Here is a 19840-nt window from a genome sequence, read left to right as displayed (position 1 = left end):
CCATGAAGCGCAATGAAACACTCGCCGCGCTGCGAGAACGGCCGGATATTGCCGTGCTGGTGATCGGCGGCGGCATCAACGGCATCAGCGTCTTCCGCGAGCTGGCCTTGCAGGGCGTCGACGTGCTGCTGGCTGAAAAGGGCGACTATTGCAGCGGCGCCAGTGCAGCACTCTCGCGCATGGTGCATGGCGGCCTGCGTTATCTGGAAAACGGCGAATTCAAGCTGGTGAAGGAATCGCTGCTCGAGCGCGACCGGCTGCTGCGCAACGCTCCCCATTATGTCGCGCCGCTGCCCACCACGGTGCCGATCTTCGACATCTTCTCCGGCATCGCCAATGGCGCGGTGCGCTTCCTCGGCCTCACCCGGCGCCCGAGCCGGCGAGGAGCGATCGTCATCAAGGCCGGGCTGACGCTCTACGACGTTTTCACCGCGTCTCGCCGGCTGATGCCGGTGCACAGTTTCCGCGGTGCCCGGAAAACGCTGGAGACATGGCCGGCGATCAACCCGGCGACGCGCAGCTCGGCGACCTATTACGATGCCTGGGTGAGCAGGCCGGAGCGGCTGGGTCTCGAAATGCTGCACGACGCCATGGCAGCCTCGCCCACCGCGCATGCGCTCAACTATGCGCAGGTCGGTTCCGATGCAGACGGCCTGACGCTGACCGACACCATCTCCGGCGAGACGCTGCCGGTGCGCCCTCGCCTCGTCATCAATGCTACCGGCGGCTGGATCGATCTCACCAACAAGGCGATCGGTGCGTCCACGCCAACCATGATGGGAGGCACCAAAGGCTCACACATCATCGTCGACAACCAGGAACTCCACGACGCGCTCGCCGGCCAGATGATCTATTACGAGAATGAGGATGGGCGCATCTGCATCCTGTTCCCCTATCTCGGCAAAGTGCTGATCGGCTCGACCGACATCCGCGTCGACGATCCCGACCAGGTGCGCTGCGAGGACGACGAGTTGCGCTACATCCTGCAGTCACTCGCCTTCGTCTTTCCGTCGATCACAATAGCCGAAGAGGAGATCGTCTTCCGTTTCTCCGGCGTGCGTCCATTGCCCGCAAGCGAGGATAGCTTCACCGGCCGCATCCCGCGCGATCATTTCTGCGAATTCGTCGAGGCGACCGGCACGCTGCCGGCGACGCTGTGCATGATCGGCGGCAAATGGACCACCTTCCGTTCTTTCGGCGCGCTGGCCGCCGACATGGCGCTGGAGCGACTGGGCCTGACACGCAAAGTCGGTACCGAAGACCTGGCGATCGGCGGTGGTCGGGATTTCCCCACAGATACGGCGACATGGTGCGCAGCCCTGGCATCCGAATACAAGATCAGCAAGGCGCGCGCGCAGACGCTGCTCGAACGCTACGGCAGTTCTGCCCGTGCCGTCGCCGACGAGATCTCGAAGACGGCCGACGCCATGCTGCCCGGCTACAGCTACAGTCACAATGAAATCCGGCTGATCGTGGAGCGCGAGCAGGTCGAAACGCTGGCCGACATCTTCCTGCGCCGCACCACCATCGCCATCACCGGCGGCCTGACGACCGAGCTTGTCGACGCGGTGCTCGATATCCTTGCCACCCACAAGGCGTGGAACGCCAAGCAGGCCGCGCAGGAGCATGCCGCGTTTGTTGCCCTGCTCAAACACCAGCACGGCGTCGACCTCTCCAATCCCTCCGAGACAGACAACAAAAGGAGCGCGATATGCGCGTGAACAAAAAAGTCCGCATGAACAGGCTGTTCGGCAACGGCCGTTGCCTCGACGTCGCCATCGACCATGGCGTGTGCAACGAGCCGAGCTTCCTGGTCGGGCTGGAGGACATGGCCGGCGTGGTGGACAGACTGGTCAAGGCCGGCCCCGATGCCATCCAGATGAACTACGGCCAGGCCGACCTGCTCCAGGATGTGCCAGGCAAGGACAAGCCGGCGCTGGTCATGCGCCTCGACATGGGCAACCCCTACAACAGGATCCGCCATCGTGCGATGTGGGCTGTGTTGCAGAACGAGGCCGAGCCGCTGATCGGCGCCATCGAGATGGATGCGGCCTGCGTGGTGGTGAACCTGTTCATGCTGCCCGACGAGCCGGACCTGTTCAAGCAATGCGTGCAGAACATCTCCCGCGTGCGCGCCGACTGCGAGAAATACGGCATGCCGCTGATGATCGAACCGCTGGCCATGCTGCCGGTGGAACAGGGCGGCTACATGGTGGACGGCGACGCCGAGAAGATCGTGACGCTGACGCGCCTGGCGCGCGAGATGGGCGCCGATGTGGTCAAGGCCGACCCGACCACCCGGGCTGAAGACTTCCATCGCGTCGTCGAAGCGGCACGCTGCCCAGTGCTGGTGCGCGGCGGCGGCAAGGAGGATCTGCACGCCGTGTTCGACAAGTCGGCGGCGCTGATGGCGCAAGGTGCGCTCGGCATGGTCTACGGCCGCAACATCTACCAGCATGCCAATCCGAGCGCCGTGGTGCGCGGCCTGATGGCGATCATCCACGACAACGCGGATGGCGCCAAGGCCTGGGACCTGTACAACGCAGCGTGATGCCTTCCCTTCTCCCCTTGTGGGAGAAGGGAACACTTCGGGAGGAGCCGATGGCTAGCTACATACTGGGCCTTGATGCCGGCAACACCGTCATCAAGGCCATCATCTTCGGCACGGATGGCCGGGAGCTGGCGGTTGCCGCGCTCGACGGCCGCTCATCGATGCCGAAGCCCGGCCATGTCGAACGCGATCTTAATGAACTCTGGGCCAATGCCGTCACGGTGATCCGCCGCTGCATCGAGCAGGCCGGCATCGATGCGGGCGACATCGTCGCGATCGGCTGCGCCGGACACGGCAACGGCCTCTACGCGCTGGACCGTGACGGGGCGCCGCTGATCGGCATCCAGTCGCTCGACACGCGCGGGGTCGGCATCGTCGCTGAGTGGGCGCAAGCCAATGTCGGCGACCGCACCTATCCCCATTGCCTGCAGCGGCCCTGGGCTGCGCAGACACCGACACTGCTTGCCTGGATCAAGCGTTTCGCCCCGGAGCTGTTCCAACGCATCGGCACCGTGTTCCTGTGCAAGGACTTCGTCGTCAACCGGCTGACCGGCGCGCGCTCGAGCGACACCACCGACATGTCGGGCTGCGGCCTGCTCACCATGCCGGCGCGCCGCTACGAGCATGGCCTGCTAGCCGCCTACGGTCTCGACGACTGCATGGACCTGTTGCCACCGGCACTGGAGTCCGCGGAGATCGCCGGCCATGTCACGGCACAGGTGGCAGCGCTGACAGGGCTGAAAGCCGGAACGCCGGTGATCGCCGGCCTGTTCGACGTGGTGGCGAGCGCCATCGGCTCGGGCGTGACCGGCACGGGCGCGGCCTCGATCATCGCCGGCACTTGGAGCATCAACCAGGTCATCACCGACGAGCCGATCCGCGACCCGTCGATCTTCATGCTGTCGACCTTCGATCCACAGCGTTACCTGGCGATCGAATCCAGTGCCACCTCGGCGGCCAATCTCGAATGGATCGCACGTGAATTCCTGGAACACGAAGCCAGCGATGGAAAATCGCCGTTCGAACACGCCAGCGAGCTGGTCGCTTCCGTCGACCCGGCCGGCGACGTGCCGATCTACCACCCCTTCCTGTACGGCTCGCAGCAGAACGGGCGCGCACGCGCCGGATTCTATGGCATCGCCGGCTGGCATGGCCGCGCGCATATGCTGAGAGCCCTGTTCGAGGGCGTTGCCTTCGAACACAAGCGCCATGTCGAGACACTTTACCGGGCCGGAGCGCATTTCGATGAGGCGGTATTGTCTGGCGGCGGCTCGCGCAGCGGCGTCTGGGCCCAGATCTTCGCCGATGTGCTCGGCGTGCCCGTCACCGTGGCGAGGAGTCGCGAGACAGGCGCCTTGGGTGCAGCGATCGTCGCCGGCACCGGTGTCGGCATCTTCACCGACTTCGCAACAGGTGCCGCGGCGATGACCTCGGCCGCGCGGCATTATTCGCCCAATGGCGCAATTGCTCCCGCCTATGCTGCGCGCTACCAACTCTATGGCGAGATCAACCAGGCGATGGGCCCAATGTGGGAACGCATTGCCAAGATGCAGGCGCAGCCGTGACCGAACCCGCTTCCTTCGGCGAATTCGACTTCGTGATCGTTGGCGCGGGCTCTGCCGGCTGCGTGCTGGCGAACCGCCTGTCGGCCGACCCGCGCAACAAGGTGCTTCTGCTCGAAGCCGGCGGCAGCGACCGGTATCACTGGGTCGATATCCCGATCGGCTATCTTTATTGCATGGGCAATCCGCGCACCGACTGGCTGATGAAGACCGAGCCGGATGCCGGCCTCAACGGACGCAGCCTAAACTATCCGCGCGGCAAGGTGCTGGGTGGCTGCTCGTCCATCAACGGCATGATCTACATGCGCGGCCAGGCCGCCGACTATGACGGCTGGCGCCAGGCCGGCAATGGCGGCTGGGGCTGGGACGACGTGCTGCCCTATTTCCGCAAGTCGGAAGACCATCACGGCGGCAAAAGCGCCATGCACGGCGCCGGTGGCGAGTGGCGAGTGGAAAAGCAGCGGCTGTCCTGGCCGATCCTCGACGCCTTCCGCGATGCGGCGGAAGAACTCGGCATTCCGCGTACCGAAGACTTCAACAGCGGCACCAATGAAGGTTCCGGCTATTTCGAGGTCAACCAGAAGAAAGGCGTGCGCTGGAACACCTCCAAGGCGTTCCTGCGCGGCATCGTCAACCGCCCCAACCTGCGCGTGCTGACCGGCGCCGAAACCGAGCGGCTTGCCTTCGACGGGCGCCGCGTCACCGGCGTGGTCTTCCGTCATGAAGGCAAGCTGCAGTTCGCCAAGGCTGCAGAAACGATCCTGGCAGCCGGCGCCATCAACTCGCCGAAGATCCTCGAGCTGTCCGGCGTCGGCCGACCGGACCTCCTGTCCGACCTGGGTGTCGAAGCACGGCACGCTTTGCCCGGCGTCGGCGAGAACCTGCAGGACCATCTGCAGATCCGCACCGTGTTCAAGGTCAAGAACGCCGACACGCTGAACCAGCGCTACCACAACCTCGTGCGACGCGCCGCCATGGGCGCGGAATATGCGCTGTGGCGCAGCGGCCCGCTGTCGATGGCGCCGAGCCAGCTCGGCATCTTCGCCCGCTCCGACAGCAGGCTTGCCACGCCGGATCTCGAATATCACGTGCAGCCTCTCAGTACTGATCGGCTGGGCGAACCGCTGCATCGTTTCCCGGCGGTGACGGTCTCGGTCTGCAACCTGCGGCCAGAAAGCCGTGGAACAGTGCATATGGAAAGCACCGATCCGAAAGCGGCAGCGAAGATCCGGCCGAACTATCTGTCGACGGAAGGCGACCGGCATGTCGCGGTCGCCTCGATCGAACACGCGCGCCGGCTGATGAAGGCCAAGGCGATCGCGCGGTTCGAGCCGCAGGAGATGCTGCCAGGGCCACAGATCACCGACCGGGACGATCTGGTGCGCAAGGTGGGCGATATCGCCACGACGATCTTCCATCCTGTCGGCACCTGCAAGATGGGCTCGGACGACATGGCGGTGGTCGATGACCGGTTGCGCGTACACGGCCTCGGCAGCCTGCGCGTCGTCGACGCCTCCATCATGCCGACGATCGTCTCCGGCAACACGAATTCGCCCGTCATCATGATCGCCGAGAAGGCGTCGGAGATGATCCTGCAGGATCGGTAGACAAGTCCTCGCACTCTCTTAAAGTGGCATGCAACTAGAGCGTTTCCGTTTTTCACGGAAACGCGGAAACGCTCTAAGTTTTGTTTTAGTCGCATTTTTGTAACGCCAAGTGATTCCACTTGGCTACAAAATGCTCTAGAGCGCCGCGCGTCCTTGGACGCGCAAAGGTCGCTCTAGCACTTTGATTTTGCGCATGACGGGTGGCGCAAGCCACCCAGGGTGGCGCATGCCACCCTGCCTTTCCGAAAATCGATGCCGATTTTCGAGGTCATGCGACAAGGCCGGACGGGTGGGCGCGCATGCTGACGAAGAACGAAAGCCTGGCGGAGCTTGGCCCGCAACGCGCCGTGGGGCACGGCAGCATCCAGGTGGAACAGCGACACGGTCGATCGCGCATCGCCCGCCTCTTCCAGGAGGGCTGCGCAAAGATCCGCATGCCGCGGGTGACGTGCGACCCGTTCGAAGCCATCCTCATCAACACCGCCGGCGGGCTGACCGGCGGTGATCGCCTGAACTGGACCGTCCGGGCATGCGAAGACACGTCGGCAGTCATCACCACCCAGGCCTGCGAGCGCATCTACAGGTCGCCTGAAAGTGCAGCCGTCGTCGAAACGCGGCTGACCGCCGAAAAAGGCACGCATCTTGCTTGGCTTCCACAAGAGACGATCCTGTTCGACCGTTCGGCCCTGTCACGGCGGCTGGAGGTCGACATGGACGGGAGCGCTACCGTGCTGCTGGTGGAAGCCGTGGTGTTCGGGCGGCAGGCGATGGGAGAGATCGTGACGGAAACGCGTTTCCATGACCGCTGGCGGATCCGCGTCGATGGACGACCGATCCATGCCGAGGATTTCCGGCTTGGCCCGGACCTCGGCGCGCAACTGGGCCGCGCAGCCATAGCCGGTGGCCAGCGCGCCCTGGCAACGGTGTTGCTGGCAGGCCCCGAGGCCGGGCGCCCTCTGGACGCGGCGCGTGCGATCGTCGGCAAGGATGGTGCGGTCAGCACCTGGCAAGTTGGCGGCGTCGACAAGTTGCTGGCAAGGCTTCACGCGCCGGACAGCTACGGCCTGCGCAAGCGAATTGTACCACTCCTGCGATTACTGAATGGGCAGTCTCTGCCTAAAGTTTGGTCGATCTAGAACAACGAACGGTCCGGTTGAACCATGAATCTGACGCCTCGGGAGAAGGACAAACTCTTGGTCGCCATGGCGGCGATGGTCGCGCGCCGCCGGCTGGAACGAGGCGTCAAGCTCAACCACCCGGAGGCGATCGCGCTGATTTCCGACTTCCTCGTCGAGGGCGCGCGCGACGGACGTTCCGTCGCCGATCTTATGGAAGCTGGCGCGCATGTCATCTCCCGCGCCCAGGTGATGGAGGGCGTGGCGGAGATGATCCACAACGTGCAGGTCGAGGCGACATTCCCGGACGGCACCAAGCTGGTGACCGTGCACGAACCGATCCGTTGAAAAGCGAGCCGAGCCAAGAGAGAGACGACTGTGATGAAGAAGACGACAATATTGACCACGATCGCGCTCAGCCTGGCGGCAAGCCCGGCTTTCGCCCATCTCAACCCTGCCGAACACGGCTCCTTCGCTGCCGGCTTCAGCCATCCGCTGTCCGGTCCTGACCACATCCTCGCCATGGTGGCAGTGGGCCTGTGGGCGGCGATGCTCGGCGGGCGAGCATTGTTCGTGGTACCGGCGGCGTTTGTCGGCGTGATGCTGCTGGGTTTTGCCGCCGGTTTCTCCGGCATATCCTTGCCGTTCGTGGAGCCGATGATCCTGGCCTCGGTGGTGGTGCTCGGCCTGCTCGTCGCGCTGGCGCTGCGGGTGCCGGCGGCAGCAGGCGCGGTCATCGTCGGCTTCTTTGCCTTCTTCCACGGCCACGCGCATGGCGCCGAGATCGGCGCCGCGGCATTCGCCTCCTATGCCGCCGGGTTTGCGATATCGACTGCCCTGCTCCATGGCGCCGGCATCCTGATCGGCCTCGGCCTTGGCCGCCTGGGCGCGCGCGACAAGGCGCTTGTGGCAATGCGCATTGCGGGAGGCGCGACAGCGCTCGCCGGCATCGCGCTGGCCATCACCGGGTGAGGACGTGATGATCCCAGGAGAAATCATCACGCCGGACGGCGATATCGAGCTGAACCAGACGACTGAGGCCTTCGTCCTCAAGGTCGCAAATACAGGCGACCGGCCGATCCAGGTCGGCAGCCACTATCACTTCTTCGAGGTCAACGCGGCTTTGCGCTTTGACCGTGAAAAGACGCGGGGGCTGCGGCTGGACATTGCTGCCGGCACAGCGGTTCGGTTCGAACCGGGACAGGAACGCGACGTATCGCTGGTCCCCTTCCGCGGTGAACGCACCATCTACGGCTTTCGCCAGATGGTGATGGGAAAACTGTAAACTTGCGGCCGGTTCACCGGCCTCCGCAACAGACATCCTTCGACGGAGACGTTCGATGCCAGCAAGGATAAGCCGCGCCACCTATGCGCAGATGTACGGTCCGACGACCGGCGACAAGGTGCGGCTGGCCGATACGGAACTCTTCATCGAAGTGGAGAGGGATTTCACGACCTATGGCGAGGAAGTGAAATTCGGCGGCGGCAAGGTGATCCGCGACGGCATGGGCCAAAGCCAGATCTCGCGCGCCGAGGGCGCCATGGACACCGTGATCACCAACGCGCTGATCATCGATCACACAGGCATCTACAAAGCCGATGTCGGGCTGCTGGATGGGCGCATCGCCGCGATCGGCAAGGCGGGCAATCCCGACACCCAGCCCGGCGTCACCATCGTCATCGGGCCGGGCACGGAAATCATCGCCGGCGAAGGGCGGATCCTGACCGCCGGCGCCATCGACAGCCACATCCATTTCATCTCGCCGCAGCAGATGGAAGAAGCCCTGACTTCAGGCGTCACCTGCATGATCGGCGGCGGCACCGGACCGGCGCACGGAACGCTCGCCACCACCTGCACGCCGGGCCCGTGGCACCTCGCACGCATGATCCAGGCTTTCGACGGCATGCCGATGAACATCGGCTTGTTCGGCAAGGGCAACGCCTCCCTGCCCGGCGCGCTCGAGGAGATGGTGCTCGGCGGTGCCTGCGGCCTGAAGTTGCATGAGGACTGGGGCACCACGCCCGCGGCCATCGACAACTGCCTGGCCGTCGCCGATCGCTTCGACGTGCAGGTTGGCATCCACACCGACACGCTGAACGAGAGCGGCTTCGTCGAGGACACGATTGCGGCGTTCAAGGGCCGAACGATCCACTCCTTTCACACCGAGGGCGCCGGCGGCGGCCATGCGCCCGATATCATCCGCGTCTGCCAGTATCCCAATGTTCTTCCGGCTTCGACGACCCCGACGCGACCCTATACGATCAATACCGTGGCCGAACATCTCGATATGCTGATGGTCTGCCATCATTTGTCGCCGTCGATCCCCGAAGACATCGCCTTCGCTGAAAGCCGCATCCGAAAGGAAACGATCGCGGCCGAAGATATCCTGCACGACATGGGCGCGTTCTCGATCATTTCCTCCGATAGCCAGGCGATGGGACGCGTCGGCGAGATGGTGATCCGCTGCTGGCAAACCGCCGACAAGATGAAACGTCAGCGTGGTTCTCTCGCAGAGGATGACGCGGGCAACGACAATTTCCGCGTCCGCCGCTATGTCGCCAAATACACCATCAATCCGGCCATCTCTCACGGCATCGCGCATGAAGTCGGCTCCATCGAGATCGGCAAGCGCGCCGACCTCGCGCTGTGGAGTCCGGCCTTCTTCGGGGTGAAGCCCGACATGGTCCTGCTCGGCGGGATGATCGCGACGGTGCCGATGGGAGACCCGAATGGCTCCATCTCGACGCCGCAACCGGTGCATTTCAGGCCGATGTTCGGTGCCTTCGGCAAGGCGCGCAGCGCAAGCTCGGTGACTTTCGTGTCGCAGGCCGCGCTGGCATCAGGCCTGCGCGAGAAGATCGGCGTCGAAAAACAGATGGTGGCGGTCGCCAATACGCGAGGCGGGATCGGCAAGCACTCGATGGTTCTGAACGACGCGATGCCGGTCATGGAAGTCGACCCCGAGACCTATGAGGTGCGTGCCGACGGCAGGCTGCTGACGTGCCCGCCGGCGGAAACCGTGGCGCTGGCACAGCGCTATTTCCTGTTCTGAGAGCCGAAGGAGAGCCCACCATGCGGGCCATCGAGATCATCCGCGCCGACGAGGCGCACAGTCAGCGGCCACCTGCCGATCATGCCGTGCTGGAGCGCGACGAACGGCATCTGCGCCGCAAACTCATCCTGCTGGCAAGCGGCGAAAAGCTGCTGGCTGATTTCGCCGAACCGGTGGTGCTGGAACATGGCGACAGGCTGCTGACGGAAGACGGCCGCCAGATCGAAATCCGGGCGGCGCGCGAGCCTCTGCTGGAGATCGGTGGGCGCGACGCACTGCATATAGCGGAACTCGCCTGGCATATCGGCAACCGGCACCTCGCCGCTCAGATCGAAAGCGACCGCATCCTGATCCTGCGCGACCATGTCATCAAGGCGATGCTCGAAGGCCTAGGGGCAAGTGTCCACGAGATCGACGCCATCTTCAGCCCGCTGCGCGGGGCCTATTCGGGTGGGCATCATCACCATCATGATGACCATGATGACCACGATCACCGTGGTCATCGTCAGGGTGGAGACCATGACCACCACCACAATTGACCCCAGCCAGGCCCTGCTCCGGCTGCTGGCGTGGCTCTCGCCGGTCTTCCCGGTCGGCTCCTACAGCTACAGCCATGGTCTCGAACAGGCGGTGCATGACGGGCTGGTCGTCGACACCGGCAGCCTGGAAGCCTGGCTGAGCGATCTTGTCGAACGCGGATCGGCCTGGAACGACGCGCTGCTGCTTGCCGAAAGCTGGCGACTGTCGCGTGAGGATTGCGACCTCACCGATATCGCAGCATTGGCGGAAGCCCTGGCCGGGGGCCGTGAACGCCATCTGGAAAGCCAGTCGCAGGGTTCGGCCTTTCTGGACGCCGCGCAAAGCTGGCCTTCCGCAGCCTTGCAGCGCCTGCCGCGTCCCTGCGCCTATCCGGTCGCCGTCGGTGCCATCGCCGGCGACCATGACATCGCGCTGACCAGCACACTCACCGCGTTCCTACAGGCTTTCACGCTCAACCAGATGCAGGCTTCGATCCGCCTCTCGGTAACCGGCCAAAGCGGCGTCACGGCACTGATGGCCAGGCTGGAACCCGTTGTCCTCGATACCGCACGACGCGCCGCGCACGCGTCCCTGGACGATCTCGGCTCGGCGACCTTCCTCGGCGAGGTCATGGCTATCAAACACGAAACCCTGCACTCGAGGCTTTTTCGCTCATGACACAGAAAAACGGCCCTCTGCGCGTCGGCATCGGCGGACCTGTCGGTTCCGGCAAGACGACGCTGACCGAAAAGCTCTGCAAGGCACTGCGTGACCGCTATTCGATCGCGGTCGTGACCAACGATATCTACACGCGCGAGGATGCGCTGATCCTGGCAAGGCACCAGGCATTGCCGGAAGACCGCATCATGGGCGTGGAGACCGGCGGCTGTCCGCACACGGCAATCCGCGAGGACGCGTCCATCAATCTGCAGGCAATCGCCGAGATGAACCGGCGTTTTCCCGATCTCGACATCGTCTTCATCGAATCGGGCGGCGACAATCTTGCAGCCACCTTTTCGCCCGACCTTGCCGACCTGACGCTTTACGTCATCTCGGTCTGTCAGGGTGAGGAGATCCCGCGCAAGGGCGGTCCGGGCATCACACGTTCCGATTTCCTGGTGATCAACAAGAGCGACCTCGCTCCTCATGTCCATGTCGATCTCGATGTGATGGAAGCCGATGCATTCAGGATGCGCGGCAAACGCCCGTTCGTTTTCACCGACCTCTATCGCGGCAAGGGCCTGCAGGAGGTTGTGGACTTCATCGTCGAGCATGGTGGCCTGGGTGAGGAAACGACGAGGCTCTCGGCCTGAGGTGCGGATCAGGCCATGCGAGCATCCGGATTCCCGACATCTGCCGCATCGAGCAGGTGCCGGTAGCGCCGCGATCCCCTGATCTCCGAGCCCTCGCTGGTCCGGATGCGCACATCGCCATCACCCAGCGGTACGATCTCGACGATCTTCGCGCGATTGACGATCCAGGAGCGGTGCACGCGAACGGCATCGATGCCAGCTTCTTTCAGTTGAGCCTCCAGTGCGGAGAGGCTGATACGAACGAGATGCGTTCTGCCCCTGGCGTGCACCTCGACATAGTTGGCGGCAGCGCGCGCCCACTCGATCGCAGGCGCATCGAGAAGGATGGTGCGGCCACCTGATTTCAACGTCAGGCGTGCCGCTGCAACGGGTCCACCCCGCCTAGACTGGTGGCGATTGAATTCGATGCCGCGCACCAGAGTCAGCATCAGAAGGATCAAGGCATAGGTCAGCGCGTCCTTGCGATATTCATACGCAAGATCTGTCAGCGGCTCATCGAAGAAGTCATAAGCCTGTCCCAGGACGACGGCGAAGATGACTTTGCGCAGCAGAACCATCCCGGCGACATGCAGCGCCGAAAATACGATGCTGCCGACGACATGGGCAGCAAGCGCGCGTGGCAAACCAGGCACTACGAGCCGAAAGCGCCGTTCCCACAACGCCACCAGCGGCACCAACGCCGCGATCACCATCGCGCTCGAATATTCCTGGATCCAGGGGATGCGAGCATCCAAGGCGCGTCCGTTGCGTACGGCGTCGGTGTTCAATGTCGTGGCGTTGACGAAAGCAATGACAGCCAGAAAGGCCGTGGCCAGCAGCAGCACCCGCAACAGGATGCGGCGATCGAGGCCAATCCGGTCAGCGGGCTGCTCCATCATGGCTGTGATCATGCCCGACCAGCTCGAACTGGAAAAGGCGGATGTTCGACGGTGATCCCTGGAAAACCGCCGCTCGTCCCTGGACGCAGTTTCGCTACCGCCGTTCGTCCCACCGGGCCAAGTCTCATCCCCGGCCTGTTTCCTGCGGCAAGCCATCCGCTGTAGCCCTTCCGCTCGCAACTGGCGTGGAGACGACGGGCATGAACAGACGGGATTTCCTGCAGATGATGGCGGCGACAGCTCCCATCGCCCTGGGCGGATGGTGTGATGCCTCCGCGGGTTCCGTGCAGCCACCAGGCAGGGTTCGCCCCGGTGACGCCGGCTGGCCCTCGCAGCAGGCGTGGGAAAAACTTCGCCAGGACGTTGGCGGCCAACTTGTGAAACTGGCGTCCCCCTTCGATGCCTGCGTTCGCTCACCGGATGGTGCCGATTGTGCAAAGTTCTGGAAGAACCTTCACAACCCCTTCTTCCTCGGTGACGACCCGGCGCTTACCCAGACGCTCGGCTGGGTTGACGCCTGGACGTCGCGACCCAGCGCCTATGCGGTCGCCGCGCGTTCGACCGCAGATGTGGTGGCCGCCGTCAATTTCGCCCGCCACCACAATCTGCGGCTGGTGATCAAGGGTGGCGGCCACAGCTATCAAGGCACGTCCAATGCTGCGGACTCACTGCTGATCTGGACGCGCCATATGGATTCCGTGTCCATCCACGACGCCTTCGTGCCGTCGGGTTGCGATGGCCAACAGCCGACCCCTGCCGTTTCGGTTGGCGCGGGCGTGTTGTGGGGCAAGGCCTATAACGAAGTCACCACCAAGACCGGCCGCTACGTGCAAGGCGGCGGCTGCCTGACAGTCGGCGTCGCCGGCCTGATCCAGAGCGGCGGCTTCGGCAGTTTTTCCAAGGCCTATGGGCTCGCCGCGGCCAGCCTCCTGGAAGCGGAAGTGGTGACCGCCGACGGTCAGGTCAGGATCGCCAACGCCTGTACCCATCCCGACCTGTACTGGGCAATTAAGGGCGGCGGCAGCTTCGGTGTCGTGACACGACTGACCTTGCGCACGTATGCCCTGCCGGAGTTTTTCGGCGTCGTATCGATGACGGTCCAGGCGAGTTCGGACGAGACTTACAAACGGCTGATCGCTCGCATCACGGACTTCTATGCGGACGCCCTGTTCAACCCGAACTGGGGCGAGCAGATCATTTTTCGTCCCAACAATGTGCTTGCCATCAACATGCTGTTCCAAGGACTCGACCAGTGGCAGGCTGAGGTGGTTTGGCGGCCTTTCGTCAGTTGGTTGAAAGAAGAAAAAGAGGATTTCCAGTTGGAGGCCGGTCCTGACCTCATCGCCGCTCCGGCCCGCCATTTCTGGGACCCGCATTTCCTCGAAAAAGTCCCGGGCGTCGTGCTGTTCGACGACCGTCCTGGAGCCTCGGCCGACAACATGTTCTGGGCCGGCAATCTGGAGGAGGCCGGCCAGGTGCTGCATGGGTATCAATCGGCCTGGCTGCCTGCCTCCCTCCTAGAACAAGAGCAGCGACAGGCACTGGTCGAGATGCTGTTTGCGGCAAGCCGCCATTGGAGCATCTCGTTGCACACCAACAAAGGTCTTGCCGGAGCCTCGGCTGAAGCCATCGAAAAGGCGCGAGATACCGCAATCAATCCTGGCATGCTGGATGCTTTCGCGCTTCTGATCAGTGCTGCCGAAGGGCCACCCGCCTATCCGGGGATACCCGGCCACAAGCCCGACCCCGCACGGGCGCAAAGAGACGTAGAGGCTATCCGCAAGGCGATGGATGAAGTCGAGCACCTCGTCCCAGGTCCCAGCTCCTACATCGCCGAAAGCAATTTCTTCGAAGAACGCTGGCGGGAGGCGTTCTGGGGAGCCAACTACCCACGGCTGCTCGCCGTAAAGGATCGCTACGATGCGGACGGGCTTTTCATCAGCCATCACGGCGTCGGCAGCGAACGCTGGAGCGCCGACGGTTTTGTGAGACGGCCCTGACGATTGTCATGCCCGTTACGACGCCAGCGACAGCCGACCGGTGATGATCGAGATCAGCGCCTCGCCGGCAGTCTGGAGTTCGGCGCTGTTGTCGATGGTGATGTCCTGGCCGTAGGCGCCGAGCTTCAGGCCCCGCTCGACGCGGCGACCGATCTCTTCGGCCGTTTCCCGCCCGCGCGCCGAAAGCCTGGCCGCAAGGATCTCCGGCCTGGCGGTCAGCCCGACCACGATGACATTGGCAAAGGCCGCACGAATGTCCTCGATCGCCCCGCGTGACCCATTGGCGATCGCCGTGTCGCCACGGCCGACATGGTCCATGACGCTGCGCGGCAAGGCATAGCTCAGCCCGTTCGCCTGCCAGCTCACCGCGAAGCGCCCCTCCCGCTGCGCTTCCGCAAACGCGACGTCGCTCAAGCTGTCGTGGTCCTCGGCATCCGCCGTCGCCTCACGCGTGATGATACGGCGCACGAACAAGATGTCGCTCCGCGTAGCCAAGCGCTCGCGGGCATAGCCGATCACGCTGTCCTTGCCGGCGCCGCTCGGGCCGACCACGACGACGAGCGTGCCTTGCAGCCTCACAGCATCAGGCAACGCGACGGCCCTCCCGCCAGACGGAGCGCACGACCGGGACACCCTTGGTGTGGCGCACGCGCACGACATCGCCGCGCAGGCCCGGCGCGATGCGGCCGCGATCGGTGAGGCCGACCGTGCGCGCCGGAGCGGCGGTGACCAGCTTGATCGTCTCGTTGAGCGGCCTGCCTTGCAATCCATCGGCCAGGATGAACGGCGCCTGGATCAGGCTGAACGGCACATAGTCGGACGACAGCACGTCGAGCACGCCGGCTTCGGAGAGTTCTCGTGCCGCGATGTTGCCGGAATGCGACTTGCCGCGCACGATGTTGGGGGCGCCCATCATCACCGAGATGCCAGCCTCGTGCGAGGCCTTTGCAGCTTCCATGCTGGTCGGGAACTCAGCCAGCTTGACGCCGAAAGCAATCGATTCCTCGACATGCTCGACCGTCGCATCGTCATGGCTGGCGAGCGCGATGCCGCGCTCGCTGCAAGCCTCGACGATACTCTTTCGGTGCGTTGCGGAGTATTTCTGCGAAGCGGCGATACGCTTGGCCATGAAGCGCTCGAAAGCCGCATCGTCCAACCCGCGCTTGGCCTTGTAGTAGAGCGCGTATTGATCCAGCGTCTGGAACTGGCGCTGGCCGGGCGCATGGTCCATCAGCGAGGCAAGCCGCACGAAACCGTCTGTCCGGAAGTCGTCATAATGGTCGAGCACGTCAGCCGCCGAAACCTCGCAGCGCAAATGGATAAGGTGGCTGGCACGCAGCCGGTCCTCCGAGACAGCAACCTCGATGGCGTCGGCGATCGACCGCATCTCGCCCTTCTGGAAGCCACCGTCCTCGTCGGAGCCCAGGCGCAGGCAATCGAAGACAGTGGTGATACCGGAAGCCACCACCTGTGCATCATGCGCCTGCAGGGCAGCGATCGAATCCCAGCGCACGCCGGGGCGCGGCGAATAGTGGGCCTCGAGATGGTCGGTGTGAAGTTCGACGAGGCCGGGGACCACATAGTCACCCTCGCAGTCCTCGCCGGTTGCTGCCGCACCGCTGTCGATCGCTGCGATCCTGCCGTCACGGAACAGGATCGATCCGTTGACGATCTCGTCCTCGAGGACGACGCGGGCATTATTAAGGACGATCTCTCGGGACATCTCAGGCAGACTTTCTGGCTTCGAGTGGCCGTAGCGGCCGATAGGAATGCACGGTGAAGGGCGCGCCGGGCTCGCGTTCGATAAACAGGGCAAGGCCGTCGATGGGGAATGGCCGCCCCGTGAACGCCTCGAAGCGGCGCTCCAGCGCCGGCTGCACACGCGCCAGTATTTCCCCCGGCAGACGCTCGCTCAGCGTCATGTGGAAACGGAACTCATCCATCACGAAAGGATAGCCATGGCGCCTGAGATAGGCGGCCTGGCGTGTGGTGAGCTTCGAAGGATCGCGGCGCTCGATCTCGGCTTCGGTGAGTGCTGCACGCACCGGCGCGAAATGCAGGACGGCATCGGCGGCAAAGGCGGAAAGCTGATATTCCGTTTCGGTCGGCAACAGCGCCAGGAAGGAGCCCAGTTGCCCGACCCGCAGGCCTTCGATGAAGAATGGAGTCGTCTTGGCGCAGAAGCGGTCGAAACTCTCCTCGAGTTCGGCGAGGCCAACGCCATCGGCGAGCCGGAACGGAGCGACGATGGTGGCGTGGAAGCCGTAGCGGCGCGGCTGGCCCGTCAGCCTGGAGATTTCCTCAGCCGGCAAACCGTCGAATGACGGTGCAGCAAGCAGTTCGCCCGAAAAGGCATCGCGACCGAGCCAGTTGGAGGCCGCCCTGGTCAGCGGATCGTCCTCGGAAGGCGTGAAATAGACCGCGTAGCGCATCACAGGAACAGCTTTCGCAATTGCTGCGAGATGACGTCGATCAACGACACAGTCACCAGCATGATGATGAGCATTGCGGCGGCTTCAGGATAGTAGAAGCCACGGATCGACTCGAACAGCACTTGGCCGATGCCGCCGGCACCGATGACGCCAAGCACGGTGGCGGCGCGAACGTTGGATTCAAAGCGGTAGAGCGCATAGGACATCCATAGTGGCAGCACCTGCGGCACCACGCCGAAGACCACTTCCTGCAGGCGCGTCGCGCCAGTGGCGCGGATCGCCTCGACGGGGCGCGGGTCGATTGCCTCGACGGCTTCGGAAAACAGCTTGGCCAGGATACCGGTGGTGTGGATGAACAGCGCCATGACGCCGGCGAACGGCCCGAGGCCGACGGCGACGACGAACAGCACGGCATAGACGAGTTCATGGATGGAGCGGAACAGGTCCATCAGACGGCGCACCGGCTGGACGATGTACCAGGGCGCCATGTTGGAAGCCGACAGGATGCCGAACGGCACCGCCAGAACAGCCGCCAGGAACGTGCCCCACAGCGCGATCTGGATGGTGACCAGCATCTCCTGCAGGTAGTAGCGCCACTCTCCGAAATTCGGATGCGAGAAGCCGGAGGCATATTGCGCCATGTTGCCGGCATCGGTGAAGAGATAGGTCCAGCGAAACATCTCGGCCGGCGCCCAGCTCCAGATCAGAAGCAGGACCAGGCCGATCCAGGTAACGGCGGTCCAGGCATCGCGGGTCCAGTCGCGCCCGATCTCAGGACGTGGCTTTGCGGTTTCACCGATATGCGTCGTTTGGGTCATCGTCCTGCTCGCTGGGCTATGCCGGGCGCTGATCCGCCCGGCATGTTTTGGTGAGACGGCGTTGGGCTGAAGCGGATCAGCTCTGGCCCTTGGCCTTGATCTTGGCTTCGTAGCCGGCCTTCTCGGCTTCGATCTTCTCGATTTTGGCCTTCTTGTCGGCCTCGGAGAGGTTGGCGTCGGCTTCAATCTTGGCCTGGGCCTTGGCCAGCTCCATCACGCGGATCGGGAGCAGCTGCTCATTGTCCGAGGCGCGGAACGGCGCCCACTGCAGGCCGGCCAGGATTTCCTTTTCCTTGGCGACGTCACCCTTCGACTTGTCGGTGCCGTAGGTCAGGATGAAGTTCTTCAGCTTGTCCTTGCTTTCCTGCGGCAGATCCTTGCGCCAGACGATCGGATCGGACGGAATCAGCGGCGACTTCCAGATCACCTTGATCTTGGCAAAGGCTTCCGGCTGGTTCTTCTCGATGAGGGCCATGTTTTCGGTGTTGTTGGCGGCCGCGTCGAGCTGGCCATTGGCAACGGCCATGGCGTTGGTCTCGTGGTTGGCGTTGGTGACAGCCTTGAAGCAGTTCTTCGGGTCTACCTTGTTGGCTGCGAAGACGAAGGTGGTCGGCACCAGATAGCCCGACGTCGAGTTCGGATCGCCGAGGCCGAAGTTCAGGGTCTTGTCGCACTTCAGCAGGTCTTCGACGGTGTTCAGCTTGCTGTCCTTCGGAGCCAGGATCAGCGACCAGTAGCCGGGATTGCCGTCGACGGAGACGGTCTGGGCGAATATCTCGCCGTCGGCGCGATCAACGGCTTCCATGGCCGACTTGTTGCCGTACCAGGCCATCTGCACCTTGCCGAAACGCATGCCCTCGATGACACCGGCATAGTCCGAAGCGAAGAACGGCTTCACGTCGAGGCCGGTTTCCTTCTTCATGTCGGCGAGGAAGGGCTCCCACTTGGGCTTGAGGTTCTGCTGGGACTCGGTCGAGATGATGCCGAAGTTGATCTCCTCGGCATAGGCTGCACCGGTGAGGGTGAAGGCGATCGCCGTGGCGGCGATGGCCTTGAGCATAGCGTTCATGTCAACGTCTCCTGTTGGTTTTCTGTTCAGGCGAAGGCCGGCGCCATGTCCGGGTTCTTGGCAGTTGCAGGTTCCGGGTATTCGGGGACGAAATCCGGAACAGCCTCGGGCAGGATCAACTCCTCGGAATTCGAGCCGTAGAGTTCGATCAGGGTTCTGTGGGTGAGCCTGGAGGACGGGCCGTCGAACACGACACGTCCGTCCTTCAAGGCGATGGTGCGCGGGCAATAACGACGCGCATATTCCACCTGGTGCAGCGACACCACGCAGGTGATGCCGTCCTCGCGGTTGACGCCGGCCAGCACTTCCATGACGCGGCGCGCGGAAGACGGATCGAGCGATGCGATCGGCTCGTCGGCGAGCAGGATGTTGGAGCGCTGCACCAGCGTACGCGCGATCGCCGCGCGCTGCTGCTGGCCGCCCGACAATGTCGATGCACGCTGCCAGGCCACCTCCGGGATACCGACCTTGGCCAGCGCCTCGCGGGCGAGCCGCTTTTCCTCGGCGCTGAACAGGCCGAGCGTGCCGCGCCACACCGGAATGCGGCCGAGGTTGCCGATCAGCACGTTGGACAGCACGGACAGCCGGCTGACCAGGTTGAACTGCTGGAAGATCACGCCGATGTTGCGCCGGAGACCACGGGCGCCGCCCGACAGCCGGCCATTATTCTGCAGGCTGGCGCCGAAGATATCGATCGTGCTGGAGCCCGTCTGTCCGGTCTCCAACCCGCAGATGTGACGCAGCAGCGTGCTCTTGCCGGAGCCGGAAGCGCCGATCAGCGCAACCATCTCGCCTTTGGCGATGTCCAGGCTGACGTTGTCGAGTGCGCGCTTCTTGCCGAAATTCTTCGACAAATTGCGGATGGTGATGGCGTTCATGAAATCGCTCCCTGGTTTGGGCTTGAGCCCTGGTACCAATTGAGT

20 protein-coding genes are annotated in these 19840 nt (G+C 63.8%); 13 read left to right on the top strand and 7 right to left on the bottom strand.

All coding sequences use genetic code 11. From position 1 onward, the window contains the following. The first annotated feature begins 2 nt into the window (after positions 1-2). The 12 genes from ACFWXH_RS29190 to ureG all read left to right on the top strand — a co-directional run bounded on the left by ACFWXH_RS29190 (position 3) and on the right by ureG (position 11720). Positions 3-1721 (top strand): glycerol-3-phosphate dehydrogenase/oxidase, encoded by a 1719-nt coding sequence (locus ACFWXH_RS29190; protein ID WP_379124934.1) that lies wholly within the window; start codon positions 3-5, stop codon positions 1719-1721. Continuing rightward, positions 1712-2551 carry a class I fructose-bisphosphate aldolase gene (locus tag ACFWXH_RS29185; RefSeq protein ID WP_379124933.1) on the top strand — a complete coding sequence of 280 codons (840 nt, stop codon included), beginning with the start codon at positions 1712-1714 and terminating at the stop codon, positions 2549-2551. The genes ACFWXH_RS29190 and ACFWXH_RS29185 overlap by 10 nt, the downstream gene beginning before the upstream one ends. A 50-nt stretch (positions 2552-2601) precedes the next feature. Next, a complete protein-coding gene (locus ACFWXH_RS29180; RefSeq protein ID WP_379124932.1) occupies positions 2602-4116 on the top strand; it encodes an FGGY-family carbohydrate kinase in 1515 nt (504 codons plus the stop codon). Next, the gene (locus ACFWXH_RS29175) at positions 4113-5720 is read left to right on the top strand and encodes a GMC family oxidoreductase (RefSeq protein ID WP_379124930.1); all 1608 of its coding nucleotides are present in this window, start codon (positions 4113-4115) and stop codon (positions 5718-5720) included. The genes ACFWXH_RS29180 and ACFWXH_RS29175 overlap by 4 nt, the downstream gene beginning before the upstream one ends. 299 nt (positions 5721-6019) lie before the next feature. Then, the gene (locus ACFWXH_RS29170) at positions 6020-6856 is read left to right on the top strand and encodes an urease accessory protein UreD (protein WP_379124928.1); all 837 of its coding nucleotides are present in this window, start codon (positions 6020-6022) and stop codon (positions 6854-6856) included. Positions 6857-6880: 24 nt separating this feature from the next. Further along, entirely contained in the window at positions 6881-7183 is a 303-nt protein-coding gene (locus tag ACFWXH_RS29165; protein WP_054313566.1) for an urease subunit gamma, read from the top strand. A 33-nt stretch (positions 7184-7216) separates the two neighbouring features. Continuing rightward, a complete protein-coding gene (locus ACFWXH_RS29160; protein WP_379124927.1) occupies positions 7217-7807 on the top strand; it encodes a HupE/UreJ family protein in 591 nt (196 codons plus the stop codon). Positions 7808-7814: 7 nt separating this feature from the next. Then, entirely contained in the window at positions 7815-8120 is a 306-nt protein-coding gene (locus ACFWXH_RS29155; protein WP_379124926.1) for an urease subunit beta, read from the top strand. A 55-nt stretch (positions 8121-8175) separates the two neighbouring features. Next, positions 8176-9888, top strand: a complete 1713-nt coding sequence (ureC, locus tag ACFWXH_RS29150) for an urease subunit alpha (RefSeq protein ID WP_379124925.1) — start codon at positions 8176-8178, stop codon at positions 9886-9888. A 20-nt stretch (positions 9889-9908) separates the two neighbouring features. Then, positions 9909-10427 carry an urease accessory protein UreE gene (ureE, locus tag ACFWXH_RS29145; protein ID WP_379124924.1) on the top strand — a complete coding sequence of 173 codons (519 nt, stop codon included), beginning with the start codon at positions 9909-9911 and terminating at the stop codon, positions 10425-10427. After that, positions 10366-11085 (top strand): urease accessory protein UreF, encoded by a 720-nt coding sequence (locus ACFWXH_RS29140; protein WP_379124953.1) that lies wholly within the window; start codon positions 10366-10368, stop codon positions 11083-11085. Before ureE ends, ACFWXH_RS29140 begins: the two co-directional genes overlap by 62 nt. Further along, on the top strand, positions 11082-11720 hold the full coding sequence (gene ureG / locus ACFWXH_RS29135) for an urease accessory protein UreG (protein ID WP_379124923.1): 639 nt from the start codon (positions 11082-11084) through the stop codon (positions 11718-11720). Before ACFWXH_RS29140 ends, ureG begins: the two co-directional genes overlap by 4 nt. 8 nt (positions 11721-11728) lie before the next feature. Here ureG and ACFWXH_RS29130 read toward each other — a convergent pair whose 3' ends face one another. Further along, positions 11729-12610 (bottom strand): LytTR family DNA-binding domain-containing protein, encoded by an 882-nt coding sequence (locus tag ACFWXH_RS29130; protein WP_379124922.1) that lies wholly within the window; start codon positions 12608-12610, stop codon positions 11729-11731. Positions 12611-12798: 188 nt separating this feature from the next. Between ACFWXH_RS29130 and ACFWXH_RS29125 the strand changes: the two genes are divergently transcribed. Continuing rightward, positions 12799-14598 carry an FAD-binding protein gene (locus ACFWXH_RS29125; RefSeq protein WP_379124921.1) on the top strand — a complete coding sequence of 600 codons (1800 nt, stop codon included), beginning with the start codon at positions 12799-12801 and terminating at the stop codon, positions 14596-14598. A 15-nt stretch (positions 14599-14613) separates the two neighbouring features. Here the strand turns inward: ACFWXH_RS29125 and phnN are convergent, their stop codons facing one another. The 6 genes from phnN to phnC form a co-directional block, all read right to left on the bottom strand. Continuing rightward, entirely contained in the window at positions 14614-15189 is a 576-nt protein-coding gene (phnN, locus tag ACFWXH_RS29120; protein ID WP_379124920.1) for a phosphonate metabolism protein/1,5-bisphosphokinase (PRPP-forming) PhnN, read from the bottom strand. Then, positions 15182-16321, bottom strand: a complete 1140-nt coding sequence (locus ACFWXH_RS29115) for an alpha-D-ribose 1-methylphosphonate 5-triphosphate diphosphatase (protein ID WP_379124919.1) — start codon at positions 16319-16321, stop codon at positions 15182-15184. Before ACFWXH_RS29115 ends, phnN begins: the two co-directional genes overlap by 8 nt. 1 nt (position 16322) lies before the next feature. Next, positions 16323-17030, bottom strand: a complete 708-nt coding sequence (locus tag ACFWXH_RS29110) for a DUF1045 domain-containing protein (RefSeq protein ID WP_379124952.1) — start codon at positions 17028-17030, stop codon at positions 16323-16325. Next, positions 17030-17848, bottom strand: a complete 819-nt coding sequence (phnE, locus tag ACFWXH_RS29105; protein ID WP_379124918.1) for a phosphonate ABC transporter, permease protein PhnE — start codon at positions 17846-17848, stop codon at positions 17030-17032. Before phnE ends, ACFWXH_RS29110 begins: the two co-directional genes overlap by 1 nt. Positions 17849-17924: 76 nt before the next feature. Continuing rightward, positions 17925-18917, bottom strand: a complete 993-nt coding sequence (phnD, locus tag ACFWXH_RS29100; protein WP_379124917.1) for a phosphonate ABC transporter substrate-binding protein — start codon at positions 18915-18917, stop codon at positions 17925-17927. A gap of 26 nt (positions 18918-18943) precedes the next feature. Beyond that, positions 18944-19795: a phosphonate ABC transporter ATP-binding protein gene (gene phnC, locus ACFWXH_RS29095; protein ID WP_054313555.1), complete on the bottom strand. Its 852-nt coding sequence runs from the start codon at positions 19793-19795 to the stop codon at positions 18944-18946. Positions 19796-19840 lie beyond the last annotated feature (45 nt).

The organism is Mesorhizobium sp. NPDC059054, assembly GCF_042739215.1.
Taxonomy (GTDB): Bacteria; Pseudomonadota; Alphaproteobacteria; order Rhizobiales; family Rhizobiaceae; genus Mesorhizobium.
This window is presented reverse-complemented; position numbering and strand designations above follow the sequence as displayed.